Annotated in this window: 22 protein-coding genes; 13 read left to right on the forward strand and 9 right to left on the reverse strand. The window is 70.0% G+C overall.

Features of this window, described 5'->3' with window-relative positions; translation table 11 throughout:
- The gene (locus BLW00_RS21460) at positions 1–2,025 is read right to left on the reverse strand and encodes a DUF262 domain-containing protein (RefSeq protein ID WP_092558122.1); all 2,025 of its coding nucleotides are present in this window, start codon (positions 2,023–2,025) and stop codon (positions 1–3) included.
- A 132-nt stretch (positions 2,026–2,157) separates the two neighbouring features.
- Between BLW00_RS21460 and BLW00_RS21465 the strand changes: the two genes are divergently transcribed.
- Positions 2,158–2,931, forward strand: coding sequence for a hypothetical protein (locus BLW00_RS21465; RefSeq protein ID WP_092558124.1), 774 nt, complete (start codon positions 2,158–2,160; stop codon positions 2,929–2,931).
- A gap of 94 nt (positions 2,932–3,025) precedes the next feature.
- Positions 3,026–3,769, forward strand: coding sequence for a creatininase family protein (locus BLW00_RS21470; protein WP_175494527.1), 744 nt, complete (start codon positions 3,026–3,028; stop codon positions 3,767–3,769).
- A gap of 59 nt (positions 3,770–3,828) precedes the next feature.
- Here BLW00_RS21470 and BLW00_RS21475 read toward each other — a convergent pair whose 3' ends face one another.
- Positions 3,829–4,287 (reverse strand): PPC domain-containing DNA-binding protein, encoded by a 459-nt coding sequence (locus tag BLW00_RS21475; RefSeq protein WP_092558128.1) that lies wholly within the window; start codon positions 4,285–4,287, stop codon positions 3,829–3,831.
- A gap of 27 nt (positions 4,288–4,314) precedes the next feature.
- A complete protein-coding gene (locus tag BLW00_RS21480; protein WP_092558130.1) occupies positions 4,315–4,803 on the reverse strand; it encodes a nucleoside deaminase in 489 nt (162 codons plus the stop codon).
- Between the two features lie 195 nt (positions 4,804–4,998).
- Here BLW00_RS21480 and add point away from each other — a divergent pair, with 195 nt between their 5' ends.
- The 9 genes from add to BLW00_RS21520 are packed head-to-tail and all read left to right on the forward strand — an operon-like array spanning position 4,999 to position 15,358.
- Positions 4,999–6,114, forward strand: a complete 1,116-nt coding sequence (add, locus tag BLW00_RS21485) for an adenosine deaminase (RefSeq protein ID WP_092558132.1) — start codon at positions 4,999–5,001, stop codon at positions 6,112–6,114.
- Positions 6,111–6,785, forward strand: a complete 675-nt coding sequence (locus tag BLW00_RS23660) for a hypothetical protein (protein ID WP_175494529.1) — start codon at positions 6,111–6,113, stop codon at positions 6,783–6,785. The genes add and BLW00_RS23660 overlap by 4 nt, the downstream gene beginning before the upstream one ends.
- 55 nt (positions 6,786–6,840) lie before the next feature.
- A complete protein-coding gene (locus BLW00_RS21490) occupies positions 6,841–7,863 on the forward strand; it encodes a BMP family lipoprotein (RefSeq protein WP_175494531.1) in 1,023 nt (340 codons plus the stop codon).
- Positions 7,863–9,437 carry an ABC transporter ATP-binding protein gene (locus tag BLW00_RS21495; protein ID WP_092558135.1) on the forward strand — a complete coding sequence of 525 codons (1,575 nt, stop codon included), beginning with the start codon at positions 7,863–7,865 and terminating at the stop codon, positions 9,435–9,437. Before BLW00_RS21490 ends, BLW00_RS21495 begins: the two co-directional genes overlap by 1 nt.
- Positions 9,434–11,311, forward strand: a complete 1,878-nt coding sequence (locus tag BLW00_RS21500; RefSeq protein ID WP_092558137.1) for an adenine deaminase C-terminal domain-containing protein — start codon at positions 9,434–9,436, stop codon at positions 11,309–11,311. Before BLW00_RS21495 ends, BLW00_RS21500 begins: the two co-directional genes overlap by 4 nt.
- On the forward strand, positions 11,308–12,483 hold the full coding sequence (locus BLW00_RS21505) for an ABC transporter permease (RefSeq protein WP_175494533.1): 1,176 nt from the start codon (positions 11,308–11,310) through the stop codon (positions 12,481–12,483). Before BLW00_RS21500 ends, BLW00_RS21505 begins: the two co-directional genes overlap by 4 nt.
- Positions 12,480–13,436, forward strand: a complete 957-nt coding sequence (locus BLW00_RS21510; RefSeq protein ID WP_092558141.1) for an ABC transporter permease — start codon at positions 12,480–12,482, stop codon at positions 13,434–13,436. Before BLW00_RS21505 ends, BLW00_RS21510 begins: the two co-directional genes overlap by 4 nt.
- Positions 13,433–14,173, forward strand: a complete 741-nt coding sequence (locus BLW00_RS21515) for a GntR family transcriptional regulator (RefSeq protein WP_092558143.1) — start codon at positions 13,433–13,435, stop codon at positions 14,171–14,173. The genes BLW00_RS21510 and BLW00_RS21515 overlap by 4 nt, the downstream gene beginning before the upstream one ends.
- Before the next feature lie 51 nt (positions 14,174–14,224).
- Entirely contained in the window at positions 14,225–15,358 is a 1,134-nt protein-coding gene (locus tag BLW00_RS21520; RefSeq protein WP_092558145.1) for an acyl-CoA dehydrogenase family protein, read from the forward strand.
- Positions 15,359–15,449: 91 nt separating this feature from the next.
- Here the strand turns inward: BLW00_RS21520 and gap are convergent, their stop codons facing one another.
- The 6 genes from gap to BLW00_RS21550 all read right to left on the reverse strand — a co-directional run bounded on the left by gap (position 15,450) and on the right by BLW00_RS21550 (position 21,419).
- Positions 15,450–16,445 (reverse strand): type I glyceraldehyde-3-phosphate dehydrogenase, encoded by a 996-nt coding sequence (gap, locus tag BLW00_RS21525; protein ID WP_092558147.1) that lies wholly within the window; start codon positions 16,443–16,445, stop codon positions 15,450–15,452.
- A gap of 184 nt (positions 16,446–16,629) precedes the next feature.
- Positions 16,630–17,586, reverse strand: a complete 957-nt coding sequence (locus BLW00_RS21530; RefSeq protein ID WP_092558149.1) for a GlxA family transcriptional regulator — start codon at positions 17,584–17,586, stop codon at positions 16,630–16,632.
- 14 nt (positions 17,587–17,600) lie between these two features.
- Positions 17,601–18,437: an ABC transporter permease gene (locus tag BLW00_RS21535; RefSeq protein ID WP_092558151.1), complete on the reverse strand. Its 837-nt coding sequence runs from the start codon at positions 18,435–18,437 to the stop codon at positions 17,601–17,603.
- Between the two features lie 11 nt (positions 18,438–18,448).
- Positions 18,449–19,498: an aliphatic sulfonate ABC transporter substrate-binding protein gene (locus BLW00_RS21540; RefSeq protein WP_092558153.1), complete on the reverse strand. Its 1,050-nt coding sequence runs from the start codon at positions 19,496–19,498 to the stop codon at positions 18,449–18,451.
- Positions 19,499–19,540: 42 nt separating this feature from the next.
- A complete protein-coding gene (locus BLW00_RS21545; protein ID WP_092558155.1) occupies positions 19,541–20,383 on the reverse strand; it encodes an ABC transporter ATP-binding protein in 843 nt (280 codons plus the stop codon).
- A 124-nt stretch (positions 20,384–20,507) separates the two neighbouring features.
- Entirely contained in the window at positions 20,508–21,419 is a 912-nt protein-coding gene (locus tag BLW00_RS21550; RefSeq protein WP_092558158.1) for a LysR family transcriptional regulator, read from the reverse strand.
- Positions 21,420–21,526: 107 nt separating this feature from the next.
- Between BLW00_RS21550 and BLW00_RS21555 the strand changes: the two genes are divergently transcribed.
- Positions 21,527–24,112: an MFS transporter gene (locus BLW00_RS21555; RefSeq protein WP_092558160.1), complete on the forward strand. Its 2,586-nt coding sequence runs from the start codon at positions 21,527–21,529 to the stop codon at positions 24,110–24,112.
- A gap of 67 nt (positions 24,113–24,179) precedes the next feature.
- Positions 24,180–25,109 carry an aldo/keto reductase gene (locus BLW00_RS21560; protein ID WP_092558162.1) on the forward strand — a complete coding sequence of 310 codons (930 nt, stop codon included), beginning with the start codon at positions 24,180–24,182 and terminating at the stop codon, positions 25,107–25,109.
- Positions 25,110–25,133 lie beyond the last annotated feature (24 nt).

The raw sequence follows: 25,133 nt of genomic DNA on the forward strand, positions 1-25,133 counted from the left end.
CTACATCACCGCGCCGATGTAGGAGTACTTCACGAAGACGTCGGAGGCCAGCCCCGCCTCCTCGAGCACGCCCTGCACCGCGGTGAGCATGTACTTCGAATCCCAGCCCATGTAGAGGTAGTTCGACTCGTCGAGGGCGTCCCAGTGCCCGTTCCACGACTGCGCTTCGTAGATCGGGCCCCCGCGGCGGGCGCTGAAGGCCACCACGCTCTCGCGAGAGTCGGCCCAGAGACGCTTGAAGATGCGGTTGAAGAGGTATTTGACGTCGTAGACCTCCCAGTGCTCGCCCCGGTACTCCACGTATTCGAACTCGCGCTCCCAGCCGCGCGGCCAGCCCCGGCGGCGCACCGCGTCGAGGATGGGGGTGAGGCCGTCGTCGTCGATCGACACCACGGCCGGCCGCTTCCAGACCTCCAGGAAGATCTCGGTGAGGCGCACCGTGCGGTCGGCGATCGCGGCCGTGCCCCAGGCGGCGACCTCGGCGAGTTCTCGAGTGGTCGGCACCGCGCTCTGCGCGTAGAGCCCGCGCTTCTCGGGGAACGAGCCGCCGAAGGCGCGCTCGGCCAGACCCTGCTCGAGCAACGTGAGATTGCCGAGGGTGGGGGCGAGCGCACGATGGCTGTTCTGCTCGTCATCCGTGTACTCCGCCCACTCCCGGATGCCGTCACCGCTCCAGTCGTCGGAAGGGGCGAGCGGCACCACGTGGTCGACCTCCAGGCCCGCCGGGCTCCCGACGCCGGCGATGCGGCCGAGCACGTAGGCGGTGTGGGGGAGTTCGCTGTACTTCAGCGCCACCCGCACCCGCTCGTCGGAGGGTGTCACCCGGGCGATCGCGCGCACCACTTCGTCGGTTCCGGCCGCGCGGGCGCGGCAGAGTCGCGCCACCAGGCGGTCGTTGCTCACGCCCACCACCGTGCGGCGGAGCAGGAGCGACTGCACATGCTCCAGGAGGGCGATCAGCTCCTCCTTCGCGACCTCGTCGTGCGTGTAGTCGACGTAGGCGCGCATCACGAGGGGGTACATCCCACGCCCGAAGGTGTTGACATAGCCGAGTTGCTGCGCGATCTCCGGATCGGCTTCCTGGGCCGGATCGAGCAGCACACGGTAGGCGTCCGAATACTCCCGCCACTCGGTCGCGTGCGCCCGCAGCGTCGCGAGGTCGAGCCGGGGGAACTCGTGCCGGAAGGCGTCGTACACGCCGCGCTCACCGGCGATGGCCACCTCGCGCCCGGTGGTCATCACCAGGTAGTGGCGCCAGAAGCTGCCGATGACCTCGCCGGTGTTCTGCTCGATCGGCAGCCAGAAGGTGTCTTCGATCTCGCTCTGCTCGGCGTGCGAGAGCCCCATCAGCACGTAGTTGTGGATGAGCTCGTGATCGCGCAGCGGCTCGCCCGTGGAATTGAGGCTCTCGAAGATCTGCTGCGCGTTCGCATCCGGTCCCAGCGTGATGGCGACGTGCTCGAGCTTCTGCAGGCCGCGCCAGATGCGGGCCACCTCCTCGGGGCGCACCTGGCTGCGGAAGAAGGCGTAGTTGTCGTCGAAGCGGGAGTCGCGCAGGCCCTCCTCGGCCGAGCGGTGGTCGAGCACGACGCTCTCGAAGATCTCGGCCCAGCCGCGGTGCGGGCGCAGTTTGGTGCGCGTGGGGTCTCCCGCGCGCACGAGCACCTTCGCGAGCTCGGCCGCCAGCTCGGCGTCGTCGTTCTTCACCGTGTGGTGCAGGGCCGCGACGAGCAGCATGAGCGTGGTGATGCGTTGCTGCCCGTCGATGAGGACGAGCTCGGCGTCGTCGTCATCGTCGTCGGCCGCGGTGGAGAGGATGGAGCCGATGAAATGGCGGTGCCGGTCGTCGCCGAAATCCGCGACGGCACGGATGTCGCCGAGCAGCTGCTCGCAGCCGCCGATGTCCCAGCGGTACTGACGCTGGTAGACCGGGACCACGATGGTGGTGGACGCCTCGGAGAGCCAGGCGATGGTGTTGACGGCGGTGGCTTCGACGTTGGTGGCGGTGACGAGAGCGGTGACCATAGGGAGCGAGTTTACGGGATGTTTATGTCGTGGTCCCGTGGCGCACCGCGCACGCAGGGGGTGGATGTTAGGCTGACCTAACCTGGGCCTGTTAAAACGTGCTGGCCCAAGACGAAAGGGAATGAAACTCGCATGGGTTACATCAAGTCCGCCGCTCTCGAAGAGACCGGCTACGTCGTGCTCGACCGCTACCAGCAGGAGCTCGACCCCAAGGAATGGCTCGACATCGAGTACGTCGACTGGAAGTCATCCGGTGACACCCGGTTCGCTCCTCTCGCTTCGGCGAAGGGCGAGATCGAGTGCAACGGGTTCTGGAACCACGTGCCGCCGCGCACCGACAAGGACGGTGTGTGGATCGACTCGCAGACCGCCCTCGCCCCCAACCTGACGCGCCGCGCGCAGGAGCCGGGTGCCAACGTCGGCCGCTGTCGCGTGATCGAGCTGCAGCCGAACACCTACGCCGACACGCTGTACAACCTGCACCAGGACGACAACAACCGCCTGAACCCGGATGGCACCGGCTGGGTCGTGCGCGGGTTCTTCAACCTGACCGACGACAAGGACAGCTTCTTCGTGCTGCGCGACAACCGCACCGACCCGAGCGTGGAGTACCGCATCGCTCTGCCGGCCGGTGCGCAGCTGATCGTCGACACGCAGCGCCTGTGGCACGCCGCGACCCACCCCGGTCCCGACCCGCGCTACTGCCTCATCACCTCGTGGACCTCGGGCCCTGAGCTCGACGCCTACATCGAGAAGTACAACGGCCGCACCAACGTGCCCAACGTCGAGGTGTCGCAGGACGTGCTCGACGCCGGCCAGGCCGAGCAGGCCCGCCGCGACGCCGCCCGCGCCGCGTACTACGCCGCCAAGGGCCAGGCGGAGAAGACCGCGATGAGCGAGGCTTGATCCTCAGCCCCCTCTGAGACGACGGATGCCCCGGTCAGGTGACCGGGGCATCCGTGCGTCATCGGCGCGCGAGCGCCGGCGGTATCGTGAGGGCATGCCGATGCTCGATCTCGCCTCTGCAAGCTGGACCGACGTGCGCGAGCACATCGCCGCGGGAAACACGATCGCCTTCCTCCCGTTCGGAGCCCTCGAACAGCACGGCCCGCACCTGCCGCTCTCGACCGACACCATCCAGTGCGCCGGCATCGCGGCCCGGGTCGCCGAACACTTCTCGGGCTTGCTGCTGCCGCCGGTGCCCTACGGGGAGACCTGGGACAACGGCGGTTTCCCGGGCACGATCTCGCTCTCGGCGTCGACCGTCACCGCCATCTGCCTCGACATCGCCACCTCGGCGACCTCATTCGGGGTGACGACCTTGGTGATCGTCAACGGCGACTACGGCAACCGGGCCCCGGTGCACGCCGCCGCACGTCAGCTGTCGATCGCCGGCTCCGACGCGATCGTGCTCGACTACCCGGGCCTCGTCGAGGTGGGCGATGCGATCAAGGAGAGCCCGTGGGCGGCACCCGGATTGTGTCATGCCGATGAGCTCGAGACGTCGATGGTGCTCGCTCTGAGGCCGGAGCTCGTGCATCCGGAGCGCTACGCCGCGGCCTACCCCGAGCTCCCCGCCGACTTCGGAAGGCGGCCGATCCGGTTCGACACGCTCTCGCCGAGCGGGGTGTTCGGCGACCCGCGGCCCTCATCCGCCCTGAAGGGCGAGGCGATCCTCTCCTTCGTCGTGGAGCGGTCGATCGCCGAGGTCGACGCCCATCTCGGTGCGATCGGAGCCCGGTAGGGCCGGTTCCCGGCCGCGCCCCAGCGCGTGCGGGTGCGGGTGCAGGATGGTCGACGGCATCAGGATGCGTCGAACGTGAGCGTCGCCAGACCGCGTGCGCGGTCGTTCGGCCGGCGTGACAGCACGGGGGAGACGATCTCGGTGATGATCACCTCGGTCGGGTACTGGACCGTGCCGGCGAGCACGTGTCCTGCCGTGGCCCGGGCGGAGTCGCCCTTCGCGCCCACCGTCACGTGCAGGTGCACCAGAGGCCCTTCCGGTCCGCGCGCGACCGTGCCAGAACCGAGTCCCTCGCAGTTGCGCACGACGACGGATGTCTGCAGCGGTTCGTCTTCATCAGGCGGCGGATGCTCGGCGCCGATGACGGTGATCTCGGCGAAGGCTCCCAAGAACACCGGAATGTAGGCGTTGTCGACTCCGAATCGTGCGCAGACGCCCGCCAATGAGTCGAGCACGTCGTCGCCGGGTTCGAGCACGGCGACGAACGTGCGGCCGACGACGACTTGGCTGGCGAACATCCATCGATCCTCTCAGGCAGAAGCGCGTCAGTTCCAGAATCCGGCGTGCGCTTCGGCGGCTTCGTCTTCGAGATGGGGCCCGGACACCGCGATGGCCCGCTGGCCGCGGGCGAACACCTCGCGACAGGGCAGGGAGAACGTCGGGTTGTCGGGGTGGTCGCCCGTGAGTTCGAGAAGGCGACGCTCGGACAGCGCATAGACGACGCGGTCGATGCCCGTCCAGTAGGCGGCGCCCGAGCACATCGCGCACGGTTCGGCGCTCGTGTACAGGGTGCTGCCGACCATACCGCCGGCCCCCAGGGCGCGGAACGCGGCGGCCACGGCGCGCAGCTCGGCGTGCTGCGTGGGATCACCGGACGGCGGTACGGAGTCGTTGCCGAACGACGCGACGACCGTTCCGCCGGCATCGACCACGATCGCCCCGAACGGGTGCTTGCCGTCGGCGCGAGAGCGCTCCGCGACGACGAGGCTTTCGCGCAGGAGCGCCTTGTCAGCGGGCAGCAGATTGTCGGGCATGGTTTTCTCCACATGTGTACAAGATCAGTTCCAATGGTTATGACGATTCCATGAAACCCCGTAATTACGGCGTTTTGTTACGTCGACGTTACGGTCTCAAGACGTCTTTCGTGCAACCTGTCAACAAGCTTTGATTCGCGGTTAGCCTGCTGATCGCAGCGCTTCCGCGCACCGTGCGCTTCCGAAAGGCCCCGAATGTCCGCTCCAGCCTCCGCAACCGCCGCCGTCCGTTTCGATGAGCAGGACATCCGGATGCTCCCGAAGGCCGAGGTGCACGTGCACCTCGAGGGCACGTTCGCGCTCGTCGACATCCTGCGGCTCGCGAAGGAGAACGGCGCTGCGCTCCCGGGGCCCGCCGCGACCATCTTCGACGTCAGCACCCACGACGCCTTCACCATGCCGGAGATCACCACCGGCGGAACCCGGCCCGGTGTCGGAGGGGCGGGATTGAGCGGCTTCCTCCGTTTCCTCGACTGGCAGTGCGGTCTGGTGCGCACGCGGGAACAGGCGGCCCGGATCGCCTACGCGTTCGCCGCGCGGCAGACGGCTTCAGGCGTCCGCTACTCCGACGTCATCGTGAATCCGACCCACTGGAATGCCTGGCACGGTCGCGAGATCGAGCTGATGGAGGCGCTCGCCGCGGGCCTGGACGAAGCCGAGGAGGACGGCCTCTGCGTCGCGAACATCGCCTATTCGCTGCTGCGGTCGCAGTCGGCGGGGGAGGCGGAACACGCCGTCGCGACGCTCGCGGATCGGCGCCCGAGCCGCGTCGTCGCCCTCAGCGTCGACGGCGATGAGAAGTCGAGCGGTCGCACCGGAGAGAAGTTCCGCAGCGCATTTCGCGCCGCCGAGTCCGCGGGCTTCCGCCGCACCGTGCACGCCGGCGAATCGAGTGGACCGGAAGGAGTGTGGGATGCGCTCGACCACCTCCACGCCGATCGGATCGACCACGGAGTGCGCTCCATCGAAGACGACGTGCTTGTCCGACGGCTCGTCGACGAGTCGATTCCGCTCGGAGTCTGCCCGCGTTCGAACGTCACGCTCGGGCTCTATGCCGACTGGGCGTCGCATCCGCTGCCCCGGCTGGTCGACGCCGGGGTGCGAGTCACGCTCAACACCGACGACCCGGCGCCGCTGGCCTGCAGTCTCGACGAGGACTGGGCGGTCGCCGCAGCCACCTATGGCTTCGACCGCGCCGACCTGGTGCGATTCGCCGCCGAGTCGATCCGGGCGTCGTTCGCCGATGACGACCTCAAGCGCGATCTTCTCGCCGAGTTGGCCGGTGTCGCCGATCCGGGGGCGCCCTCATGAGCCCCCGTACGACCGAGCGGCCGCGGTGGCTCGTCGCGAGCGCCCTCGGCCTCGCGGCTTTCGCGGCGGCGATCGTGGTGGTGGGCGTCGTCGGCGGGGCGGCAGCATCGCAGGTGGAATCGCCGATCGCCGACGGCTCCGAGATCGCACTCGCTCCGATCGTCGCTGCGTGGCCTGACGGCTACTCGGTGACCGGCACGAAGTCCGAACCGCTCTACGTCGAGCACATCACCTCGACCCGCGACGGGAACCGCTTCTCCCTCGTCATCGACGTCGTCGCGCAGGGCGACAGCCCGCTGGGCGTGCAGCACTCCGAGGTGCGGCTGCAGCCCGACGGGGCGGTGCGCTGGACCGGCGGATGCACGAAGACAGCCGCCGAGTGCCTCGACGACCCCGGTCTCCGCGGCTTCCTGTCGCAAGCGGCGGTGCTCGGAGCGATTCGGCGCGGCGTGCTCTCGGCCGATGCCACCGGCACCGCGCGAACGCTGCACGGCCATCCGGTCGTGTGCGTCTCGGATGCGGCGCTGCATCCGGATGCTCCGCCCGTGGTCGACGGCCTCGACCCCTGCTTCTCGATCTCGACGGGTGCCCTCCTCGGGCACTGGTCGACCCCCAGTGCGGCCTTCGTCGGCCCGACCCTCGCCGAGGGTCTGGTCGACGAGCCGCGCTGATCTCCCCACCGCACCATCCCAGCACCCGTCCCGCACCACTCCCGAAAGGAACATCATGAAGAGAATCGGAACCGTCCTCACGGCAGCCGTCGTCACCACGGTCGCCGCGATCGGCCTCGCCGGCTGCAGCACCGGGTCGTCGGCGTCGAGCGACAGCACGGCACCGGCGGTCGACAAGGTCATCAAAGTCGGCGCCCTGACCCCGGGGAACACCAACGACGGCGCCTTCAACCAAGCGCTGGCCGATGCCCTGGAGAAGCTCAAAGACGAAGGGCTCATCGACTACGAGCTGCGCGACCAGATGTCCGACCCTGCCGAGAGCGAGCCGGTGATCGCCGACTTCGCCAGCCAGGGCTACGACCTCATCATCGGGCACGGTATCGAGCTCGGCGACGCGGTGTTCTCGGTCGCCGGCGACTTCCCCGACGTGCACTTCACCGCATCCGGTGGGCCCGACATCCTCGAGAAGTACACCGACAACGTCGAGACGTGGACCTACGACACCCCTCAGGTCGGCTACCTCTCCGGCTACATCGCCGGAGTGACCGGCGCGTCGCCGATCGGCCGGGTCGAGAGCATGGAACTCGACTTCGTCAAGGCGACCGACTCGTTCTTCCAGCAGGGGGTCACCGCCGCGAACCCCTCGGCGGAACTCCTCCCGGTCGTCTACGCGGGCAGCTTCGACGACGCTCAGGCAGCTGCGGCCGCCACCACCGGACTCGTCGGCCAGGGCGCGAAACTCGTCTACACGACCGGAGACGGCATCGCCACCGGTGTCGGGTCTGCCGCCGCCGAAGCCGGTGTGCTGAGCGTCGGGGTCTCGTCCGCCGCCGGAGAGGCGGCGCTCGCGAACAACGTCTCCACCGTCGATCTCGACATGTACCCGATCATCAAGGCCTGGGTCGAGGAGGTCGCCGCTGGTGACTTCGGCGGCAAGGGCGTCACCTCGACCCTCCAGAACGGCGGGATCGTCTACTCGCCGATCAACGACGTCGACGGCGCGGTGCCGGCGGATGCCGCCGCCAAGGTCGACGACGTGATCGCCGGCATCACCGACGGATCCGTCACGATCGGCTGATGACCGTCTCACCCCCGGAGATGGACCGCGTTCTCGAGGCGCGGTCCATCTCCAAGAGCTTCGGGCCGGTGCACGCCCTGACCGACGTGTCGATCCTCGTGCGCCCCGGCGCCGTGCACGCCCTGGTGGGCGAGAACGGCGCCGGCAAGTCGACCCTCGCCAAGGTGCTCGCCGGAATCGAGCAGCCCTCGAGCGGCACGATGACGATCGACGGCGCGGCCTTCGCCCCGCGAGACCGGGCCGATGCCAAACGGGCAGGCGTCAACATGGTTCCGCAGCAGCTCAGCCTGGTCGGCGAGCTGAGTCTGGTCGAGAACTACCTCCTGGTGGGATCGCGGCGGCTGGTGAGCCGTCGATCGGCCCGCGCCCTGCTCAAGGCGACGCTCGAACGCGCCCGTGTCGATGTCGATCTCGATCTGCCGACCGCGACGCTCAGCCAGGCGCACCGGCAGCTCGGCGAGATCGTCGTCGCGCTCGCCGAAGGCGCCCACACCCTCATCCTCGACGAGCCCACCGCGAGCCTCGGCCCGCTCGAGGTCGGAGGGTTGTTCGAGCACCTCCGCTCGCTGTGCGACCTCGGCACCGCGGTGGTTCTCATCACCCACCGCCTCGACGAGGTGCGGCAGGTGGCCGACGACTTGACCGTGCTCTCGCACGGCGAGAACGTGCACCACGGCTCGGCCGCGCGTCTCGAGTCCACCGAGATCGCCCGGCTCATGGTGGGCGAACTGCCTCCGCCGGCGGCCCGCTCGGAGCGCCGGCCGGGGGCCACGGTGCTCCGTGCCGCCGGTGTCGTCGCCGCCTCGACCCGCGACGCCTCGCTCGACGGCGTCGACCTCGCGGTGCGCGCCGGCGAGATCGTCGGCATCGCGGGCGTCGCCGGCAGCGGTCAGAACCTCCTGCTCGACGTGCTCGGCGGGTTCGTGAAGCCCGACTCGGGCACCGTCGCCTTCGCCGGCACCGAGGCCGGCTCCCGGGCGGGCGCATCGGCGGCTGCATTCCAGCGGGCCGGCCTCGCCTGGATTCCCGAGGAACGCACCGAGGCCGTGGTGCCCGCGATGTCGCTGCGCGAGAACCTCACCGTCTATTCCGCCGCCGTCGGCGCTGCGCGGAAGCGGGGTGGTGCGACGAGAGACGCCCGCACGGGTGGCACCCAGACCGTGGAGGACACGTTGAGTGCCTACGACGTGCGGCCGGTGCGGCCCGAGCTCGCGGCATCCGGTCTCTCCGGCGGCAATCAGCAGAAGTTGCTCGCCGCGCGCGAACTCGGCGCGAGCCCCGCCCCGCGGGTCGTGCTCGCCTACGGCCCCACGCAGGGTCTCGACCTGCGCGCCTCGCAGGCCATTCGTGAGCGGCTCGTCGATCTGGCCGTCGGCGGCTCGGCCGTGGTGGTGGCCTCGCACGATCTCGAGGAGATCCTCGGTGTCGCCGACCGCGTCGTCGTGATGTTCGCCGGCCGCATCGTGGCCGACCTGCCGATCGCCGAGGCCGACACCGAGCGGATCGGCCGCGCGATCGCCGGTCTGGTCGACGGTTCCGCCCCCGATTCCCCAGCCCGAGGAGATGTCGAATGACCGACAAGACCGATCTCTACCCGACGGTCGCCGAGCTCGGGCGTCTGCGCGCCGTCGCGGCCGGCCGGGAGAAGCCCGATCTGATCGTGCGCGGCGGTCTCGTGCAGTCCCCGGGCACCGAGGAGTGGCTCGAGCGCGACGTGCTCGTCGCCGGCCGTCACATCGCCGCTCTCACTCCGTGGGGGCACGTCGCAGCGACGCCCGGAACCGGTGGCATCGTGATCTACGGCGCCGAAGCCGACGACGCCCACGGCCACGCGATCGAGGAGATCGACGCATCCGGATGCCACGTCGTGCCGACCTTCATCGACGCGCACCTCCACATCGAATACACGAACCTCACGCCCGGAGAACTCGGCCGTCTGAGCGTCGCCCGGGGCACGGGAACCGTGCTGACCGATCCGAACGGCGCCGCGAACGTGTGGGGCGCACGCGGGATGGACGCGCTGCTGTCGACCACGACGCCGCTGCACATCTTCCAGCAGGTCTCGCCGAAGACACCTGGCTCGCCGCACCTCGAGCGCGGCGGTGCCGTCATTCCCGAGGAGGTCGTGCGCGGCCGGCTCTGGCACGACGTCACCACCAACCTCGGTGAGGGGAACCCCTTCGACTACGGCTCGGAATCGACCGGCAGATTCCGGGAGGCGCTGGTCGCCGGCCGCCGCATCACCGGCCACACGGCCGCCCAGACGAACGAGTCGCTCTGGGGTTACCTCGCTGCCGGCGTCGGCGACGACCACAACTCGGCCACCATCGACGAGGTGCTCGAGCGGGTGCGCCTCGGCGCGATGATCACCGTGATGGGCGCGTCGCTCACCGACAACACGGTGCCGATCTTCTCCGACCTGGAGAAGGTCGCTCCCGCGCTCCGCAGCCTCTGCTTCTGCGCCGACGACAAGCACGCGCTCGACCTCAGCACCGAGGGGCACATCGACCATCACGTGCGGCAGGCGATCCGCTTCGGCGTCGATCCACAACTCGCCTACCGGATGGCCACGACGCAGCCGGCCTCCTATTACCGGCTGGATCAGATCCTCGGCCTGATCGCTCCGTCGAGGCTCGCCGACCTGCAGATCATTCCCGACCTCGCCGAGGTGCGGCCATCCGTGGTCATCGTCGGAGGCCGCGTGGTGGCTCGCGACGGCGAGGCCCTGTTCGCGAACACCGACGAGCTGCCCGACTGGATGTCCGACACCGTGCGACTGCCCGAGACCCTCGACCCGGCGATGTTCGAGGTGCGCGCCGCGGGTACCGACGGGGCCGAGAGCGGCCGGGTGCGTGTGCGGGCGATGGAGCTGTACAAGGGCTACTTCAAACAGGCCTTCGAGGCCGAGCTCGATGTGGTCGACGGGCTCGTGCAGGGCGACACGACGGCGGACGTGCTGAAGATCGCCATCGTCGATCGGCACCACGGCGACGGCCTGACCGGTATCGCCTTCGTGAAGGGCTTCGGACTCTCCCGCGGCGCCATCGCGATCACGATGAACTGCCCCAACATGAACATCGCCGTGGTCGGCGTCGACGACGCCGAGATGGTGCACGCCGTCGAGGAGCTGCGGTCGATGCAGGGCGGTTTCGTGACGGTCGCGGGCGGGGAAGTGCTCGGCCGGGTCCCCCTGCCGGTGGGCGGCATGATGAGCGCCGCGCCGTTCGAGGAGACGGCGGATGCGCTCCGTCGCGGTCACGAGGCCACGCACGCTCTGGGCTGCCCGATTCCGTCGCCGTACATCATCCTGTCGTTCGTCGGGCTCTATGTCGTTCCCGATCTCGGCGTCACCGAACTCGGCCTCATCGACGCCACGACGCAGTCGTTCGTCGACGTGCTGCTGCCCGGCCCCGTCGACCGCTGCGGACACGACGAGGAGCGCTCGTGAAAGCGATCGACCGCCGCCGCTGGGTGCTCACCGGGTCGGTCGTGGTGGCCGTGCTGGTGGTGGCGGGCGCGCTCATCCTGTTCGCCGGAGCCGATCCGTTCGTGGGCGTCCAGGGGCTCGTGCAGGGCGTGTCGAGCTCGCCCTATCGGGTGGGGGAGGTGCTCGTGGGTGCGGTGCCGATCGGCATCGTCGCACTCACCTTGATCCCCGCACTCCGCGCCGGCATCTTCTCCGTCGGAGCCGAAGGCCAGATCGTCGTGGGCGCCATCGCCGCATCGGGGTCGATCTTCGCGGTCGATCAGGTGCTCGGCGGTGCCGCGCCGAGCATCCTGCTCTGGATGGCCGGCATCGTCGGAGGGTCGGCCGGAGGCGCCGTGATGGCACTGATCCCGGCCTTCCTCGCCGTGCGCTGGCGCGTGAACGAGATCCTCAGCACCCTGCTGCTCAACTATCTGGCCGCCGGATTCCTCGGCTGGACCCTGCGCACCTGGCTCGCGAGCCCCGAAGAGACGGCGACACCGCAGAGCGCCCGGCTGCCGGAGGCGGCCGCGCTCCCCGCGCTCCTGCCCGGCACGAGGGCCCACTGGGGGATTCTGCTGGTCGTCGTCGTCGCCGTCGCCTTCCTCCTCTGGCGCCGTTCGGCGGCGAGCACCCGGCTGACCGTCTTCGCGAGCCGGCCCAAGCTCGCCCTGCGGCTCGGCGCGACGCGTTCCCGCACCGTCTACTCGACCATGCTCGTCTCCGGGGTCGGCGCCGGGGTGGTGGGCTGGATCCAGGTCGCCGGCGTGAACGACCGCCTCCTCAACTCCGTGTCGGGAGGTGTCGGCTTCTCGGGACTCGCGGTCGCGTTGCTCGGTGGACTCGCTCCCGTCGGCATCGTGCTCGCGGCACTTTTCTTCTCGGCGCTCACCGCCGGCGCAGTCGGAATGCAGTCCGCCACCGGCACCGTTCCCGCGTCGATCGCGGAGGTCATCAAGGGAGTGCTTCTGCTCGGCGTCGCGTGCATCGCGGCGTATCAGCGCCATCCGGCGACCGTGCTCGCCCCGGCCGGCACCACGTCTGCCGCCGACGAACCGGCGCTGTCTGCCGCTCTGCCTGCTGGATCAGGGCCGGAGCCGGAGACCGTCGTCGGCACGCTCGCCGAGGCCGAACACCGAGGAGGTCTCCGATGAGCGTCGAACTCTGGGTCGCGATCATCGCCGGCACCCTCGTGCTCGCCACGCCGCTGGTGTTCGCGGGCATCGGCGAGGGCTTCGTCGAGCGGGCCGGCCGGATCAACCTCGGCATCGAGGGCATGATGATCATGGGCGCCTTCGTGGGTGTCTGGGCCGGCAGCCTGGGCGGCCCGCTCATCGGTCTCGTCGCCGGAACAGCGGTCGGGCTGCTGATGGCGGCGGGGATGAATCTCGTCGTCTACCGGTTGCACGCCAACGAGATCGTCGTGGGCCTCGGGGTGACGATGCTCGGTCTGGGGCTCAGCACCTATTTCTACCAACTCTGGATTCCCAGCGGCGAGACCAACGTCACCGTGCAGACGGTGCCCCGCTCGGGGTTCGGGCCGCTCGCCGACATCCCGATCGTCGGACCGATCCTGTTCGGCCAGAGCCCGCTGGTCTATCTCGCCGGGGTGCTGCTCGTCGCGGCCTGGGCGGTCTCGCGGTTCACCCGGTTCGGTCTCGCGGTGCAGGCCGTCGGAACCGACCCGGCGTCAGCCGCTCTGCGCGGCGTTCGCGTGCAGAAGACCGGCGCATCCGCCTTGCTGATCGGCGGGGCCCTCGCGGGTCTGGGCGGCGCCGTCATCACCGTGGGCACGATCGGGTCGTTCACTCCCGACATCACGGCCGGCCGCGGCTACATCGTGCTGGCCATCGTGATCATGGGGCGCAGTCGCCCGGTCGGCATCGCCCTCGGCGCGCTGTTGTTCGCCTTCTTGCAGAGCTTCGCCCTCTTGTCTCAATCGACCGCGCTGACGTTGCCGAGCGAGGTCTATCAGTCGATTCCCTATCTGGTCACCCTCGCGGTGCTCGTGATCACGTCGCGCAGCCAGTTGCGGCGTCTCTACCGCACCACCCGCGCGACTCGCGCGATCCGCCCGGCCGTTGAGACCAAGGGGGAGGCGACATGACCAGCGAGAGCCAGCGAGTGCTGGCCGGGGTGTTGCGCTTCGTGCGCGACGCCGCGGCCGCAGGGTCGACCCTGCCCGGTGAAGTGGAGATGGCCGAGCAACTCGGGAGTACGCGCAAGCAGGTGCGCGATGTCCTCGCCTCGCTCGAACAGCAGGGGATCGTGCTCCGGCGCCAAGGCGCCGCGACCGAGGTCGACCCCGTGGCCACCAGGATGAGCGTTCGGTTCGAAGACCAGCTCGAGTACAGTGTCTTGCTCCGTCAACTCGGCTATCAGAGCACGGTCGAAGTGCTCGAGATCGCCGACACGCTGATGCCGAAGGAGATCTCGCGGTTGCTCATGACCGAGCCCGGCCGGCCGGCCGCGCGGATCGTCAAGCGCTGGCGGGCCGACGGGGCCGTGGCGATGCTCGCGTTCGGCACCGTCCCGCTTCCCTTTCCGCGCGCCGATGTCGATCTCGGCGATTCCATCTACTCGGCGATCGCCAAGGTGTGGAACGAGGCGATCGCCTGGGAGACCGCAACGCCCTCGGCCGAGGTGCTGACCGAGGAGGACGCCGAGCTGTTCGAGCATCCGGTCGGCACCCCCGTGCTGACGCTCGACATCGTCGGGATCGGTCTGAGCGGGCGGCGGTTGTTTCACGCCCGCGAACTGCACGACCCCAAGACGGTGTCGTATTCGATGATGCGCACCCGACGGCCACCCCAGGTGTTCTCCACCGCCCGCTACCAGTTCTGACGATGCGCCTGTTCCGATCCCCGTTCCGATCCTGTTCCGAGAGGATGCTCCATGCTCACCCGACCATCGCCCGTCATCGTTCCCGACAGCGAGGCCCGCTGGATCGAGACCGCCGAGAGTCTCGCGGAACACTTCTCCGCGACCGTGGCCGCCGACGACGAATCGGGGGAGCTGCCGATCGAGCACCTGCGGGCCATCTCGGCGAGCGGTCTGGATGTCGCCTTCCTCCCGGTCGAGGTCGGCGGCCAGGCGCTGTCGTACGCGACGCTCGCGCAGGTCGTGCGAATCTTCGCGGCGGCGCATCCGGCCGTCGCCGCGGTGTGGTTGATGCACATCGGCGCCGCGCACGGCCTCGTCACGATGTCGGCGCCGGCGACCGCAGAGTACTTCGCCGAGCGGCTCCGCGCGGGTGACCGGTTCGCGAACGCCCTCTCCGAGCCCGCGGGCGGCAACCACTTCCTGGCCTCGCAGCAAGACGTCGATCCGGTCGACGACGGGTGGGTGCTCTCCGGCCGCAAGCTCTTCGTGTCAGGTGTCGAGGCCGCGGATCACCTGCTGCTGAACGTGCGGATCGACGGTGGCCCGGCATTCTTCGGGGTCGACCGCGACGAGACGATGTCGCTGCCGCCGATCGACCAGACCATCGGCATGCGGGCGACGCGCAGCCGCACCATCCTGTTCGAAGGAACCGTGCTCGATCGGGCACGGCTGTGCGGGCCGCCGCCCGTCGACTACGCGAACCTCATCACGGTGGGATTCGCGTCGCTCTCGATCGGCATCGCCGAGTCGGCGATCGACGCCCTCACCGTCTCGGCGAACGCCAAGAAGGGCCCCGCCGCCGAGCGCCTGGCCGACGCCTCATGGGTGAAGTCGGAGACGGCCATGGTGTGGGCGGAACTCCGGGCGGCGCGCTTGCTCGCCGAACAGACCGCGTGGCTGGCCGACCGCCGCGACCCGCAGGCGATGCTCGCCGCCACCGAGGCGAAGATGCTCACCAACGAGGTCGCCAAGAAGGCGGCCGCGCTCGCACTCAAGGTCGGGGGAGGTGGAGCCTATCTCGCGCGCTCACCGATCCAGCGCATCTTCCGCGACGCGCAGGCCGGCGCGCTGATGGCCTATTCGGTGCCGTTCAGCCAGGAGCTCGTGGGCGGCTGGGTGCTCGCGGCGCCGCCCACCCAGGTCTGACCCTCGGTTCCGGTCGGTACTTCGTCATCGAGTGGGCACTTTTCGTCTCCGCGATGCGGATGACGCGACGAACCGTGCCCACTCGAGTCGGTCAGGCGGTGAGCAGCTCGAGCGTGTCGATGACGCGGTTCGAGAAGCCCCACTCGTTGTCGTACCAGGCGACCACCTTCACATGGCGGCCGTCGACGCGGGTGAGCGCCGAGTCGAAGATCGACGACGCCGGGTTGCCGGTGATGTCGCTGGAGACGAGGGCGTCGTCGGAGAACTCGAGGATGCCCGCGAGCGCCCCGTCCGCCGCCGCGCGGTAGGCCTCGAGCACCTGCTCACGGGTGACGTCGCGCGCCACGACCGTGTTGAGCTCCACGATGGAGCCCACCGGCACCGGCACGCGGATCGAGTCGCCCGAGAGCTTGCCCTCGAGCTTCGGCAGCACGAGACCGATGGCCTTCGCGGCGCCCGTGGTGGTGGGCACGATGTTGACGCCGGCGGCGCGGGCGCGACGCGGATCGCGGTGCGGGCCGTCCTGCAGGTTCTGCTCCTGCGTGTAGGCGTGCACCGTGGTCATGAAGCCGTGCTCGATGCCGGCCAGGTCGTCGAGCACCGCGGCCAGCGGAGCGAGCGCGTTGGTGGTGCAGGACGCGTTCGACACGATGGTGTGCACGGCGGGGTCGTAGGCATCCGTGTTCACACCGAAGGCCAGCGTGACGTCGGCGCCGTCGGAGGGGGCGCTCACGAGCACCTTCTTCGCGCCCGCGTCGAGGTGCGCGCGGGCGGCGTCGGCCGAGGTGAACCGGCCGGTGGCCTCGAGCACGATGTCGACGCCGAGCTCGGCCCAGGGGAGTTGCGCGGGTTCCCGTTCGGCGAGCACGCGGATGCGCCGGCCGTCGACCACGAGGGTGTCGCCGTCGACCGAGACCGGGCGGCCGAGGCGGCCGGCGGTGGAGTCGAAGGCGAGCAGACGGGCGAGGGTGGTGGGATCGGCGAGGTCGTTCACGGCGACGACCTCGAGGTCGCTGTCGCGTTCGAGCAGCGCGCGGAGGGCGTTGCGCCCGATGCGGCCGAATCCGTTGATGGCAATGCGAGTCATGGGTTGGTGTTTCCTTTCCGCCCCCTAGATTCGCTCGCGGCATCCGTTCGCGACAGTGGCCGGAGCGCCATGGTTCGCAAGGATCACGCCAGGATCGCTGCTCGCCCGCACCTCGGTGCCGACCCGTCACTTGGTGCCGGAATAGGGAGGCCATTGCGGCACCAAGTGACGGGTCGCGGTGGAATCACTCGCCGTTCGCGAAGGTGCGGCGGTAGTCGCTCGGGGTGGTGCCCAGGATGCGCTGGAAGTGCAGGCGCAGGTTCGCGCTCGTGCCGAGGCCCACATCCGCCGCGATCTGCTCGACGCTGTGTTCGGAGCGTTCCAGCAGCTCGCGCGCCACGTCGATGCGGGCGCGCATCACCCATTGCATGGGCGTGTAGCCGGTGTCCTCGACGAACCGGCGCGAGAAGGTGCGGGGCGAGACCGCGGCCTGATGGGCCAGGACCTCGAGGGTGAGAGGTTCGGCCAGATGCACCAGCGCCCATTCGCGCACGGCGGCGAAGCGCTCCCCGAGCGGTTCGGGAACGCTGCGCGGAACGTACTGCGCCTGCCCGCCGCTGCGGTACGGCGCCGCCACGAGCCGGCGCGCGGTGTGGTTCGACGCCGCCACACCGAGATCGCGGCGCAGGATGTGCAGGCACAGATCGATTCCGGAGGCGGCACCGGCGGAGGTGAGCGCGCTGCCCTCGTCGACGAAGAGCACGTTCTCGTCGACCGTGACCTGCGGATATTTCGCGGCGAGGGCCTGCGTGTAGTGCCAGTGGGTGGTGGCGCGCTTGCCGTCGAGGAGGCCTGTGGCCGCGAGGGCGAAGGCGCCCGTGGAGATGGCCGCGAGCCGGGCACCGCGGTCGTGGGCGGCGATGAGGGCGTCGACGACCTCGGGCACCGGGTCGTCGCGATCCGGATGCCGGTAGCCCGGCACGAACACGATGTCGGCCCACTCGAGGGCGTCGAGCCCGTCGGCCACGTGGTACGAGAGGCCATCGCCGCCCGTGACGAGTCCGGGTGCCGCCCCGCACACGCGCACCTCGTAGGGCATGCTCGCGCGGGTGCTGAACACCTGCGCCGGGATGCCCACGTCGAGCGGTTTGGCGCCGGCGAGCACGAGCACGGCCACCCGTCCCAGCCTCGCATCGGTCATTGGACCAGGCTACGTCAGGCCCACTTCTTGACGGCCCAGCGCTCGAAGAGCGCCAGGATCGAGTCGGTGACCTTGCCGAGCACGGCGAGGAGGATGATCGCGAGGAAGATGCGGTCGATACGGCCGTTGTTGCCCGAATCCGAGAGCAGGAAGCCCAGGCCCATCGAAGCGGCGATCAACTCCGCGGCCACGAGGAACAGCCAGGCCTGGGCGAGCGCGAGTCGCAGACCGGACGCGACCGAGGGGATCACCGCCGGCAGCTGCACCGTGAAGAACAGGCGCGCGCCCCGGTAACCGAACGCGCGCCCCGCCTCGACGAGCTGCCGGTCGACGTGCCGGAGCGCCGCGGCCACCGTCGTGTACACGGGGAAGAAGGCGCCGATCGTGATCAGGATGATCTTCGACTCCTCACCGATCTTGAACCAGAGGATGAGCAGCGGCACCCAGGCCAGCGACGGCACCGCCCGGATGGCGCCGAGCGTGGGTGCCAGCAGGATGTCGGCGAACCGGGACAGCCCCACCACGGCGCCGAGCGCGAGGCCCAAGGCCGCGCCGATCAGGAAGCCGATGACGACGCGCTGGGTGGAGATGGCGACGTACTGCCAGAGCAGCCCGCGCTGGGCGAGGTCGACGGCCGCCTCCCACACCATCTGGGGGGAGGGGAGTTGCGAGGTGGCGACGGCACCCGTGGCGGTGACGAACTGCCAGACCGCGAGGATCAGTGCCGGCAGCAGGGCGCCGCCGATCACCACCGCCCATCGCCGCGAGCCCGGCCGCGGCGCGCGGCTGAGCGTCACGGCGACGGCGGGTGCGTTGCCCGTGGCGGCGTAAGCGGTGGCGTCGACCGACATCCGTTCTCCGATCAGCCGATCGCCGCGGGGTCGGCGGCCTTCGCGAACCGGTCGTTCACGATCGTGTCCAGGGCGTCGTCGATCAGGCCCTGGTTCGCCACGTCGCCGGTCTCGACGAAGAGCGGCCCGATCGTCTTCAGCACGGAGACCTGGGCGTCACCGGGAACGTTGTCGACGTCGAGGTTGGTGCGCTCGGTGATGACCTTGGTGGCCACGGCGGGGTCGAGGCCGGCCACCTCGGCGAGGATGGCCGCGGTCTCGTCGGGGTTCTCCTCGGCCCAGGCGCGCGCGTGCTCGTAGGCGTTCACGACGGTCTGGGCGACATCCGGCTTGGTCTCGAGGAACGATTCGGTGGCGTTGAGGAAGCCGTAGCTGTTGAAGTCGACGTTGCGGTAGAGCAGTTCCGCGCCCGACTGCTCGGCGCCGGCCATGATCGGGTCCAGGCCCGCCCACGCATCGACCGAGCCGTTCTGCAGTGCTGCCCAGCCGTCGGCGTGCTGCAGGTTCTGCACGGTGACGTCGTTCGCGGTGAGGCCGTTCGCGTCGAGCGCCTGGATGAGGAAGAAGTACGGGTCGGTGCCCTTCGTGGCCGCGATCTGCTTGCCCTTGAGGTCGGCGACCGAGGTGATCGGCGATCCCGCCGGCACGACGAGTGCCGACCACTCGGGCTGCGAGAAGATGTCGATGACCTGGATGGGCGAGCCGTTCGAGCGGGCCAGGAGCGCGGCCGACCCGGCGGTCGATCCCACGTCGATGGCGCCGGCGCGGAGGGCTTCGTTCGCCTTGTTGGAGCCGGCCGACTGCACCCAGTTGACGGTGATGCCCTGCGGCGCGAGCGCCTCCTCGAGCCAGCCCTGGTCTTTGATGACCAGGCTGAGCGGGTTGTAGGTGGCGAAGTCGATGTTGAGGGTGCCGCCCTCGGTGACGACCTCAGCGCCGTCGGAGGCTGCGGGAGCGGCGGCGGCCTGACCGCTGTTCTCGCCGGCGACGCAGCCGGAGAGCAGGAGGCTCGCGGCGGCGGTCGCGGCGAGCGCGATCGGGAGGAGTCTGGTGCGGGTCATGGTCGTCCTTCGTCGTGTGCTGTGTGCTGGATTGTTCGTGGGTCAGAGGTGTTCCTGGCCGGCGGCGTGGCGCTCGATGCCGAGGCCGCCGAGCAACTGTGCCCGCAGTTCGGCGAGCTCGGCCGAGCCGCGATCGCGAGGCCGGATGCCGGGAACGGTGACGACCTGCTGGATGCCGTTCGCGGCGTCATCCTGCCCTTTGCCGAGCAGGATGACGCGATCGGCGAGTTGCAGGGCCTCGTCGACGTCGTGGGTCACGAGCAGCACGGTCGTGGGAGCGGCCCTGTGCACCTCGAGGAGCAGGTCTTGCATCCTGAGCCGGGTGAGCGCATCCAGAGCTCCGAAGGGCTCGTCGAGCAGAAGCACCCCGGGGTTCCGCGCCAGCGCGCGGGCCAGCGAGGTGCGCTGGGCCATGCCGCCGGAGATCTGTCGCGGCGTGTGGCCGGCGAAATTCGACAGTCCGACGAGCGATACCAGCTCGGCGACGATCTCGCGGCCGTCGGTGCGGGAGCCGCCCCGCGGCAGACCGAGGGCCACGTTGTCCGAGAGCGTGCGCCAGGGGAGGAGCCGCGGTTCCTGGAAGCCGATGGCGCAGCGCGCGTCGAAGGGCGTCACGGGAGTTCCGTCGATCGTGACCGCTCCGGCCGTGGGGGAGTCGAGGCCACCGGCGATCCGCAACAGTGTCGACTTGCCGCAACCGCTCGGACCGAGGATCGCGACGATCTCTCCCGGCTCGATGCGCAGCGTCACGTCACCGAGCACGCCCGTGGACGTCTTCTTCTTCGGCGCGGGAAAACTGCGGCCGAGACCGGCGAACTCCACCGAGAACGCGCGGTTCGTGACATGGCTCGAGCGCGAGAGCAGGGGCGGCTGCGTCAGTGCCACGATCCCCCCTCGTCAACAGTTGTCTGGCTGCCACCGTATGGGGAGGCTTCGCCGTCGTCACATCAGGGCGTTACGCAGCGTAATATTCGGGCGGCCCGACGCCGCATAGCTACCATCGCGCAGCTCAGCCGAGCGACGTCGTGCCGGAGACCTCGGCCGCGCGGGCGAGGATGCGCTTGTGCAGCTCCCGGAAGGCGGCACCGTGGTGCCGACCTCGCTTCGTCGCCAGTGCTCCGGTCCATCGGGGTTCGAGACCGGTGACCTCGATGATGGTCACGCCGTGGGGCGGGCCACCGGGGAGCACGGGAACGAAGCCGATCCCGGCCCCGGCGGCGATGTAGGCCGTGACGTGATCGACCGACGGCCCCTCGATCCGGCTGTCGCGGGATACGCCCACCCGGGCGAACGCCGCATCGACCGCGGCGCGCGTGCTGAATCCCTGCGGGAAGTCCACGAAGGGGTAGGGAACGACGTCGGCCGGGCGCACGGTCCCCAGGGCGGTGAGGGGGTGCCCCGGGGCGACCGCGAGCCGAAGCGGTCCGGATGCGAATTCCGTCACCTCGATCTCCGGCGGGACATCGATGGGCAGCACCACCATCGACACATCCAGGCGTTCGGCGACCAGGTCGTTCAGGAGCGCTGCGGACCCCTCCGGGTGGGCGCGCACGGTGAGCGACACGGCCGGGAACTCTGCCGTGAAGGTCCCCACGAGGTGCGCGAGGTCGAGGATGTCGGGGGCGGCCAGGATGCCGATCGCGAGCGACCCGCGCAGTTCCCCCGACAGCGCGGCGACGGAGTCACGGAAGGCCTCGAAGCTGCGCAGCACCTCGCGAGCCGGTTCGAGCAGTGCGGAGCCTTCCGGGGTGAGGGTGACGGTGCGCGGCGAACGGAAGAAGAGGGGATGCCCTACTTCCGCCTCGAGCGTCTTGACCGTCGCCGAGACGGCCGATTGCACCACATGCAGTCGTTCGGCCGCGCGCGTGAAACCGCGCTCCTCCCAGACCGCGACGAAGCATTCCATCTGGCGGAGATCCATGCCGGAAGTATCTCATTTCGAGATGGCTATTGTCACGATAAATCGTTGGACACGATAGACCGCGCGGAACACGATTGGGTCACCGACTTCGAAGAAAGGAAGCCTTCATGAACACCGCTCCGCGCGGCCGGCACGTCGCCGGAATCGCCATCGCCTTCGCCACCGCGATGGCGTTCTCCACCGCCCCCACCCCGCTGTACCCGCTCTATCAGGCCGTGAACGGCTGGGACACTCTCATGGTCACGATCGCCTTCGCCGGATACGGGCTAGGGGTGGCGCTCAGCCTGTGGTTGGCCGGACACCTGTCCGACCGGGTCGGCCGTCGTCGGCTCCTCGTGATCGGGCTCGCGGTCGAACTCGTCTCGGCGCTCCTCCTCGCCGCCGACGACTCGTTCGGAGTCGTGCTCGCAGCCCGGATCGTCGGTGGCGCGGGTGTGGGCCTGCTGAGCGCGACGGCGACCGCGTGGATCGGGGAGCTGACCGGCCGCACCCGGCTCGCCTCACGGCCCATGGCCGGCGTCGTCGTCGCCACCGCCGCCAACCTCCTCGGATTCGCCGTCGGACCTCTGGTGAGCGGCGTGCTGGCCGACACGGTGCCTGCACCGCTGCGCACGCCCTACCTCGTCTTCGCGGCCGCCCTCGCGGTGGCCCTCGTCGTCGCGCTGCGCACCCCGGAGACCGTGGCCCTCCCGCGGACGCCGGCGGTGTACGCACCCCAGCGGCCGCGCATCCCGGCGGGTTCCCGCGCCGCCTATCGCTCGGCGGCACTGTCGACCGCGGCGGCGTTCGGAGTCCTCGGACTGTTCAGTTCCGTCGCGCCCGGATTCGTGCAGTTCCTGACCGGAGACACGTCGGCGTTCCTGGCAGGTCTCGTGGCCTTCATCGTGTTCGCGGCCTCCGCGGTCGCACAGCTCGCGCTCGCCGGTCTTCCGGCCCGTGTGCAGCGCGTCGGCGGCTCGGCGGCGCTCCTGGCCGGCCTCGCCGTGATCACCGTCGCGGCCTGGATCCCGGATGCCGTGCTCCTGGTCGTCGGTGGAGCGATCGCCGGGGTCGGAGGCGGCCTGGTGGTGCGTGCCGCGCTCGCCACGGCGATGAGCGCCGTCGCGGCCCGCGCACGCGGCGAGGCAGTGGCGGGGATCTTCTTGGCCGGATACGTCGGGCTGGGTGCACCCGTGGTCGCGGTGGGCGTGCTCGTGATGCTCACCGATGCGCGCACGGCCGTCACCGCACTCGCCGTCGCGACCGGCGCGGCCATTCTCTTCAGCGTGCTCCGCCCCTTCCTCCCCGCCCGGCCGCGGGAACACGCGGCCGCTGTTCCCGGCCAGCCCGGAACCCGCGCCTACGCATCCGCGACGCGCCGCTACGATCTGGCGGCGCCTCTCGAACCCGCCCGCGCCGTCGTCGTGCGCTCGGTGGGACAGGTGCGCGATGCGCTCGCGCTGGCGCGCCGCGACGGGCTCACCGTTCGGATGCACAGCACCGGGCACGGGGCGGCTGCAGCGACGAGCGCATCCGGCGAGCTGCTTCTCAGCGTGCAGATCGACGAGCCGGTCGTCGTCGCCGACGACGCCGCGACGGTGCGCATCCCGGCCGGCACACGGTGGGGTGCCGTGGTCGACGCGCTCGTCGGTCGCGGAGTGTCGGTACCGCACGGGTCCTCACCCGATGTCGGCGCCGTCGGCTATCTGCTGAAGGGTGGGATGAGCTTCTACGGCCGGCAGGTCGGACTCGCGTCCAACAGCATCGCGTCGATCGAGGTCGTGCTCGCCGACGGCCGAATCCTCACCACCGGCGCGGCGCACGAACCCGAGCTGTTCTGGGCTCTGCACGGCGGCGGTGGCGGCCTGGCGGTGGTGACGGCGGTCACTCTGCGCACGTTCCCCGCGATCGGCGCCGTCACCGGCAGCGCGTTCTGGGGTGTCGAACACGCCGCCCCGCTCTTGGCAGCGTGGGAGCGCTGGACGCGCAGCGCGCCGCACGAGGCCTCGACCTCGTTCCGGATCATGAATCTGCCGACGCTGCCCGGCATTCCGAGGACGCTCACCGGCCGCACGGTGGTGAACGTCGACGGCGCCGTCATCGCGCCGCGATCCGCCGACCGAGGTCGAGCCGAGCATCTCGCCGTCGCGCTCCTCGATCCGTTACGCTCCGTCGCGACGCCGCTGCTCGACAGCTGGCGCTTCGGCGGGATCGACGAGGTTCCGCTCACCCACATGGATCCTCCGGTCCCGATCCGGCACTCGGGCGACCATCTCCTCCTCGGCGAACTCGACGCCGCAGGCCGGTCGGCGTACCTCGAGGCGGCCGGGGTGGCCGGCGGCGACCGCACTCTCGCGAGCGTGGAGCTGCGCCAACTCGGCGGCGCGTTCGCCACCGGAGCCGAGGGGCTTGCTGCCCTGAGTCGACTCGACGCGAGTTTCGCTCTGCTCGCGGCGGGGATGCACTCCCGCCGCACGCCGCAGGCGGCGGTCGAACGGCGACTCGCCCACGTGCGCGAGACCCTCGAGCCCTGGAACACGGGGTTCACGGCGCCCACCTTCGTGAGCTCGCCGAGTGCGCCGCAGCGCACCTTCGACGACGTGACCGCGGGCCGGGTGGACGAGGTGCGACGGTCCGTCGATCCAGAAGGACTCTTCGCACGGGATGTCGCGCCCGGAGCGCTCGTCCCTAGGCACGAACCCGCGTTCGGGTGATCGAGCCCGCCGGCGGCCCCCACGCCGCCGGCGGGCCGCGTGCCGCCGGTGGGGCCAGGATGGAGGGATGAAGACTTTCGCACTGCCACACACCGACCTCACGGTCTCCGACGTCATCCTGGGCCTCATGCGGATCACTCCGCTCAGCGACGAGGAGATCCGCACGCTCGTCGGCGCCGCCCGCGACTCGGGCGTGAACGTGTTCGACCACGCCGACATCTACGGCGACGTGCGGCACGGCTGTGAGACCCGCTTCGGCGAGGCCGTCACGTTCAGCCCGGCGGAGCGGGAGCAGGTCGTCATCCAGAGCAAGGTGGGCATCCGGCCGGGCTTCTTCGACTTCTCGAAGGAGCACATCCTGCGCACGGTGGAGGAGTCGCTGGCCGCGCTGAAGATCGAGCACCTCGACCTGCTGCTCCTGCACCGGCCCGACACCCTGGTGGAGCCGGAGGAGGTCGCCGCGGCCTTCGACGAGCTGCAGGCCGCCGGGAAGGTCACCCACTTCGGCGTCTCGAACCACACGCCGGGGCAGATCGAGTTGCTCAAGCGCTTCGTGAGTCAGCCGCTCGTGGTGAACCAGGTGCAGCTGAGCATCACCCACGCGCCCCTCATCGCGGCGGGCGTGGCCGCGAACATGGGCGGGCTCGACCAGTCGATCGACCGCGACAACGGCATCCTCGACTACGCGCGTCTGCACGACATCACGCTGCAGGCGTGGTCGCCTTTCCAGAAGGGCTTCTTCGACGGCGTCTTCCTCGGCGACCGAGAGCACTACGGCGAGCTGAACGACGTGCTCGACGACCTCGCCGCAGCCTACGGCGTGACGCCGACGGGCATCGCGGTGGCCTGGATCACGCGACACCCCGCACAGATGCAGGTGGTGCTCGGCACCACGAACCCGCGCCGTGTGGCCGACTCGGCGGCCGGCTCCGACGTGCGTCTCACCCGCGAGGAGTGGTACCGCCTCTTCCGAGCCGCCGGCCACCTCCTGCCCTAGGGCGGGGCCGCTACTCTAGATTCA

This window comes from Herbiconiux ginsengi (assembly GCF_900107435.1).
Lineage (GTDB): Bacteria > Actinomycetota > Actinomycetes > Actinomycetales > Microbacteriaceae > Herbiconiux > Herbiconiux ginsengi.

Coding starts and splice junctions, on each gene's coding strand:
- BLW00_RS21460 (WP_092558122.1), bottom strand. CDS start 2,025: ATGGTCACCGCTCTCGTCACCGCCACCAACGTCGAAGCCACCGCCGTC.
- BLW00_RS21465 (WP_092558124.1), top strand. CDS start 2,158: ATGGGTTACATCAAGTCCGCCGCTCTCGAAGAGACCGGCTACGTCGTG.
- BLW00_RS21470 (WP_175494527.1), top strand. CDS start 3,026: ATGCCGATGCTCGATCTCGCCTCTGCAAGCTGGACCGACGTGCGCGAG.
- BLW00_RS21475 (WP_092558128.1), bottom strand. CDS start 4,287: ATGTTCGCCAGCCAAGTCGTCGTCGGCCGCACGTTCGTCGCCGTGCTC.
- BLW00_RS21480 (WP_092558130.1), bottom strand. CDS start 4,803: ATGCCCGACAATCTGCTGCCCGCTGACAAGGCGCTCCTGCGCGAAAGC.
- add (WP_092558132.1), top strand. CDS start 4,999: ATGTCCGCTCCAGCCTCCGCAACCGCCGCCGTCCGTTTCGATGAGCAG.
- BLW00_RS23660 (WP_175494529.1), top strand. CDS start 6,111: ATGAGCCCCCGTACGACCGAGCGGCCGCGGTGGCTCGTCGCGAGCGCC.
- BLW00_RS21490 (WP_175494531.1), top strand. CDS start 6,841: ATGAAGAGAATCGGAACCGTCCTCACGGCAGCCGTCGTCACCACGGTC.
- BLW00_RS21495 (WP_092558135.1), top strand. CDS start 7,863: ATGACCGTCTCACCCCCGGAGATGGACCGCGTTCTCGAGGCGCGGTCC.
- BLW00_RS21500 (WP_092558137.1), top strand. CDS start 9,434: ATGACCGACAAGACCGATCTCTACCCGACGGTCGCCGAGCTCGGGCGT.
- BLW00_RS21510 (WP_092558141.1), top strand. CDS start 12,480: ATGAGCGTCGAACTCTGGGTCGCGATCATCGCCGGCACCCTCGTGCTC.
- BLW00_RS21515 (WP_092558143.1), top strand. CDS start 13,433: ATGACCAGCGAGAGCCAGCGAGTGCTGGCCGGGGTGTTGCGCTTCGTG.
- BLW00_RS21520 (WP_092558145.1), top strand. CDS start 14,225: ATGCTCACCCGACCATCGCCCGTCATCGTTCCCGACAGCGAGGCCCGC.
- gap (WP_092558147.1), bottom strand. CDS start 16,445: ATGACTCGCATTGCCATCAACGGATTCGGCCGCATCGGGCGCAACGCC.
- BLW00_RS21530 (WP_092558149.1), bottom strand. CDS start 17,586: ATGACCGATGCGAGGCTGGGACGGGTGGCCGTGCTCGTGCTCGCCGGC.
- BLW00_RS21535 (WP_092558151.1), bottom strand. CDS start 18,437: ATGTCGGTCGACGCCACCGCTTACGCCGCCACGGGCAACGCACCCGCC.
- BLW00_RS21540 (WP_092558153.1), bottom strand. CDS start 19,498: ATGACCCGCACCAGACTCCTCCCGATCGCGCTCGCCGCGACCGCCGCC.
- BLW00_RS21550 (WP_092558158.1), bottom strand. CDS start 21,419: ATGGATCTCCGCCAGATGGAATGCTTCGTCGCGGTCTGGGAGGAGCGC.
- BLW00_RS21555 (WP_092558160.1), top strand. CDS start 21,527: ATGAACACCGCTCCGCGCGGCCGGCACGTCGCCGGAATCGCCATCGCC.
- BLW00_RS21560 (WP_092558162.1), top strand. CDS start 24,180: ATGAAGACTTTCGCACTGCCACACACCGACCTCACGGTCTCCGACGTC.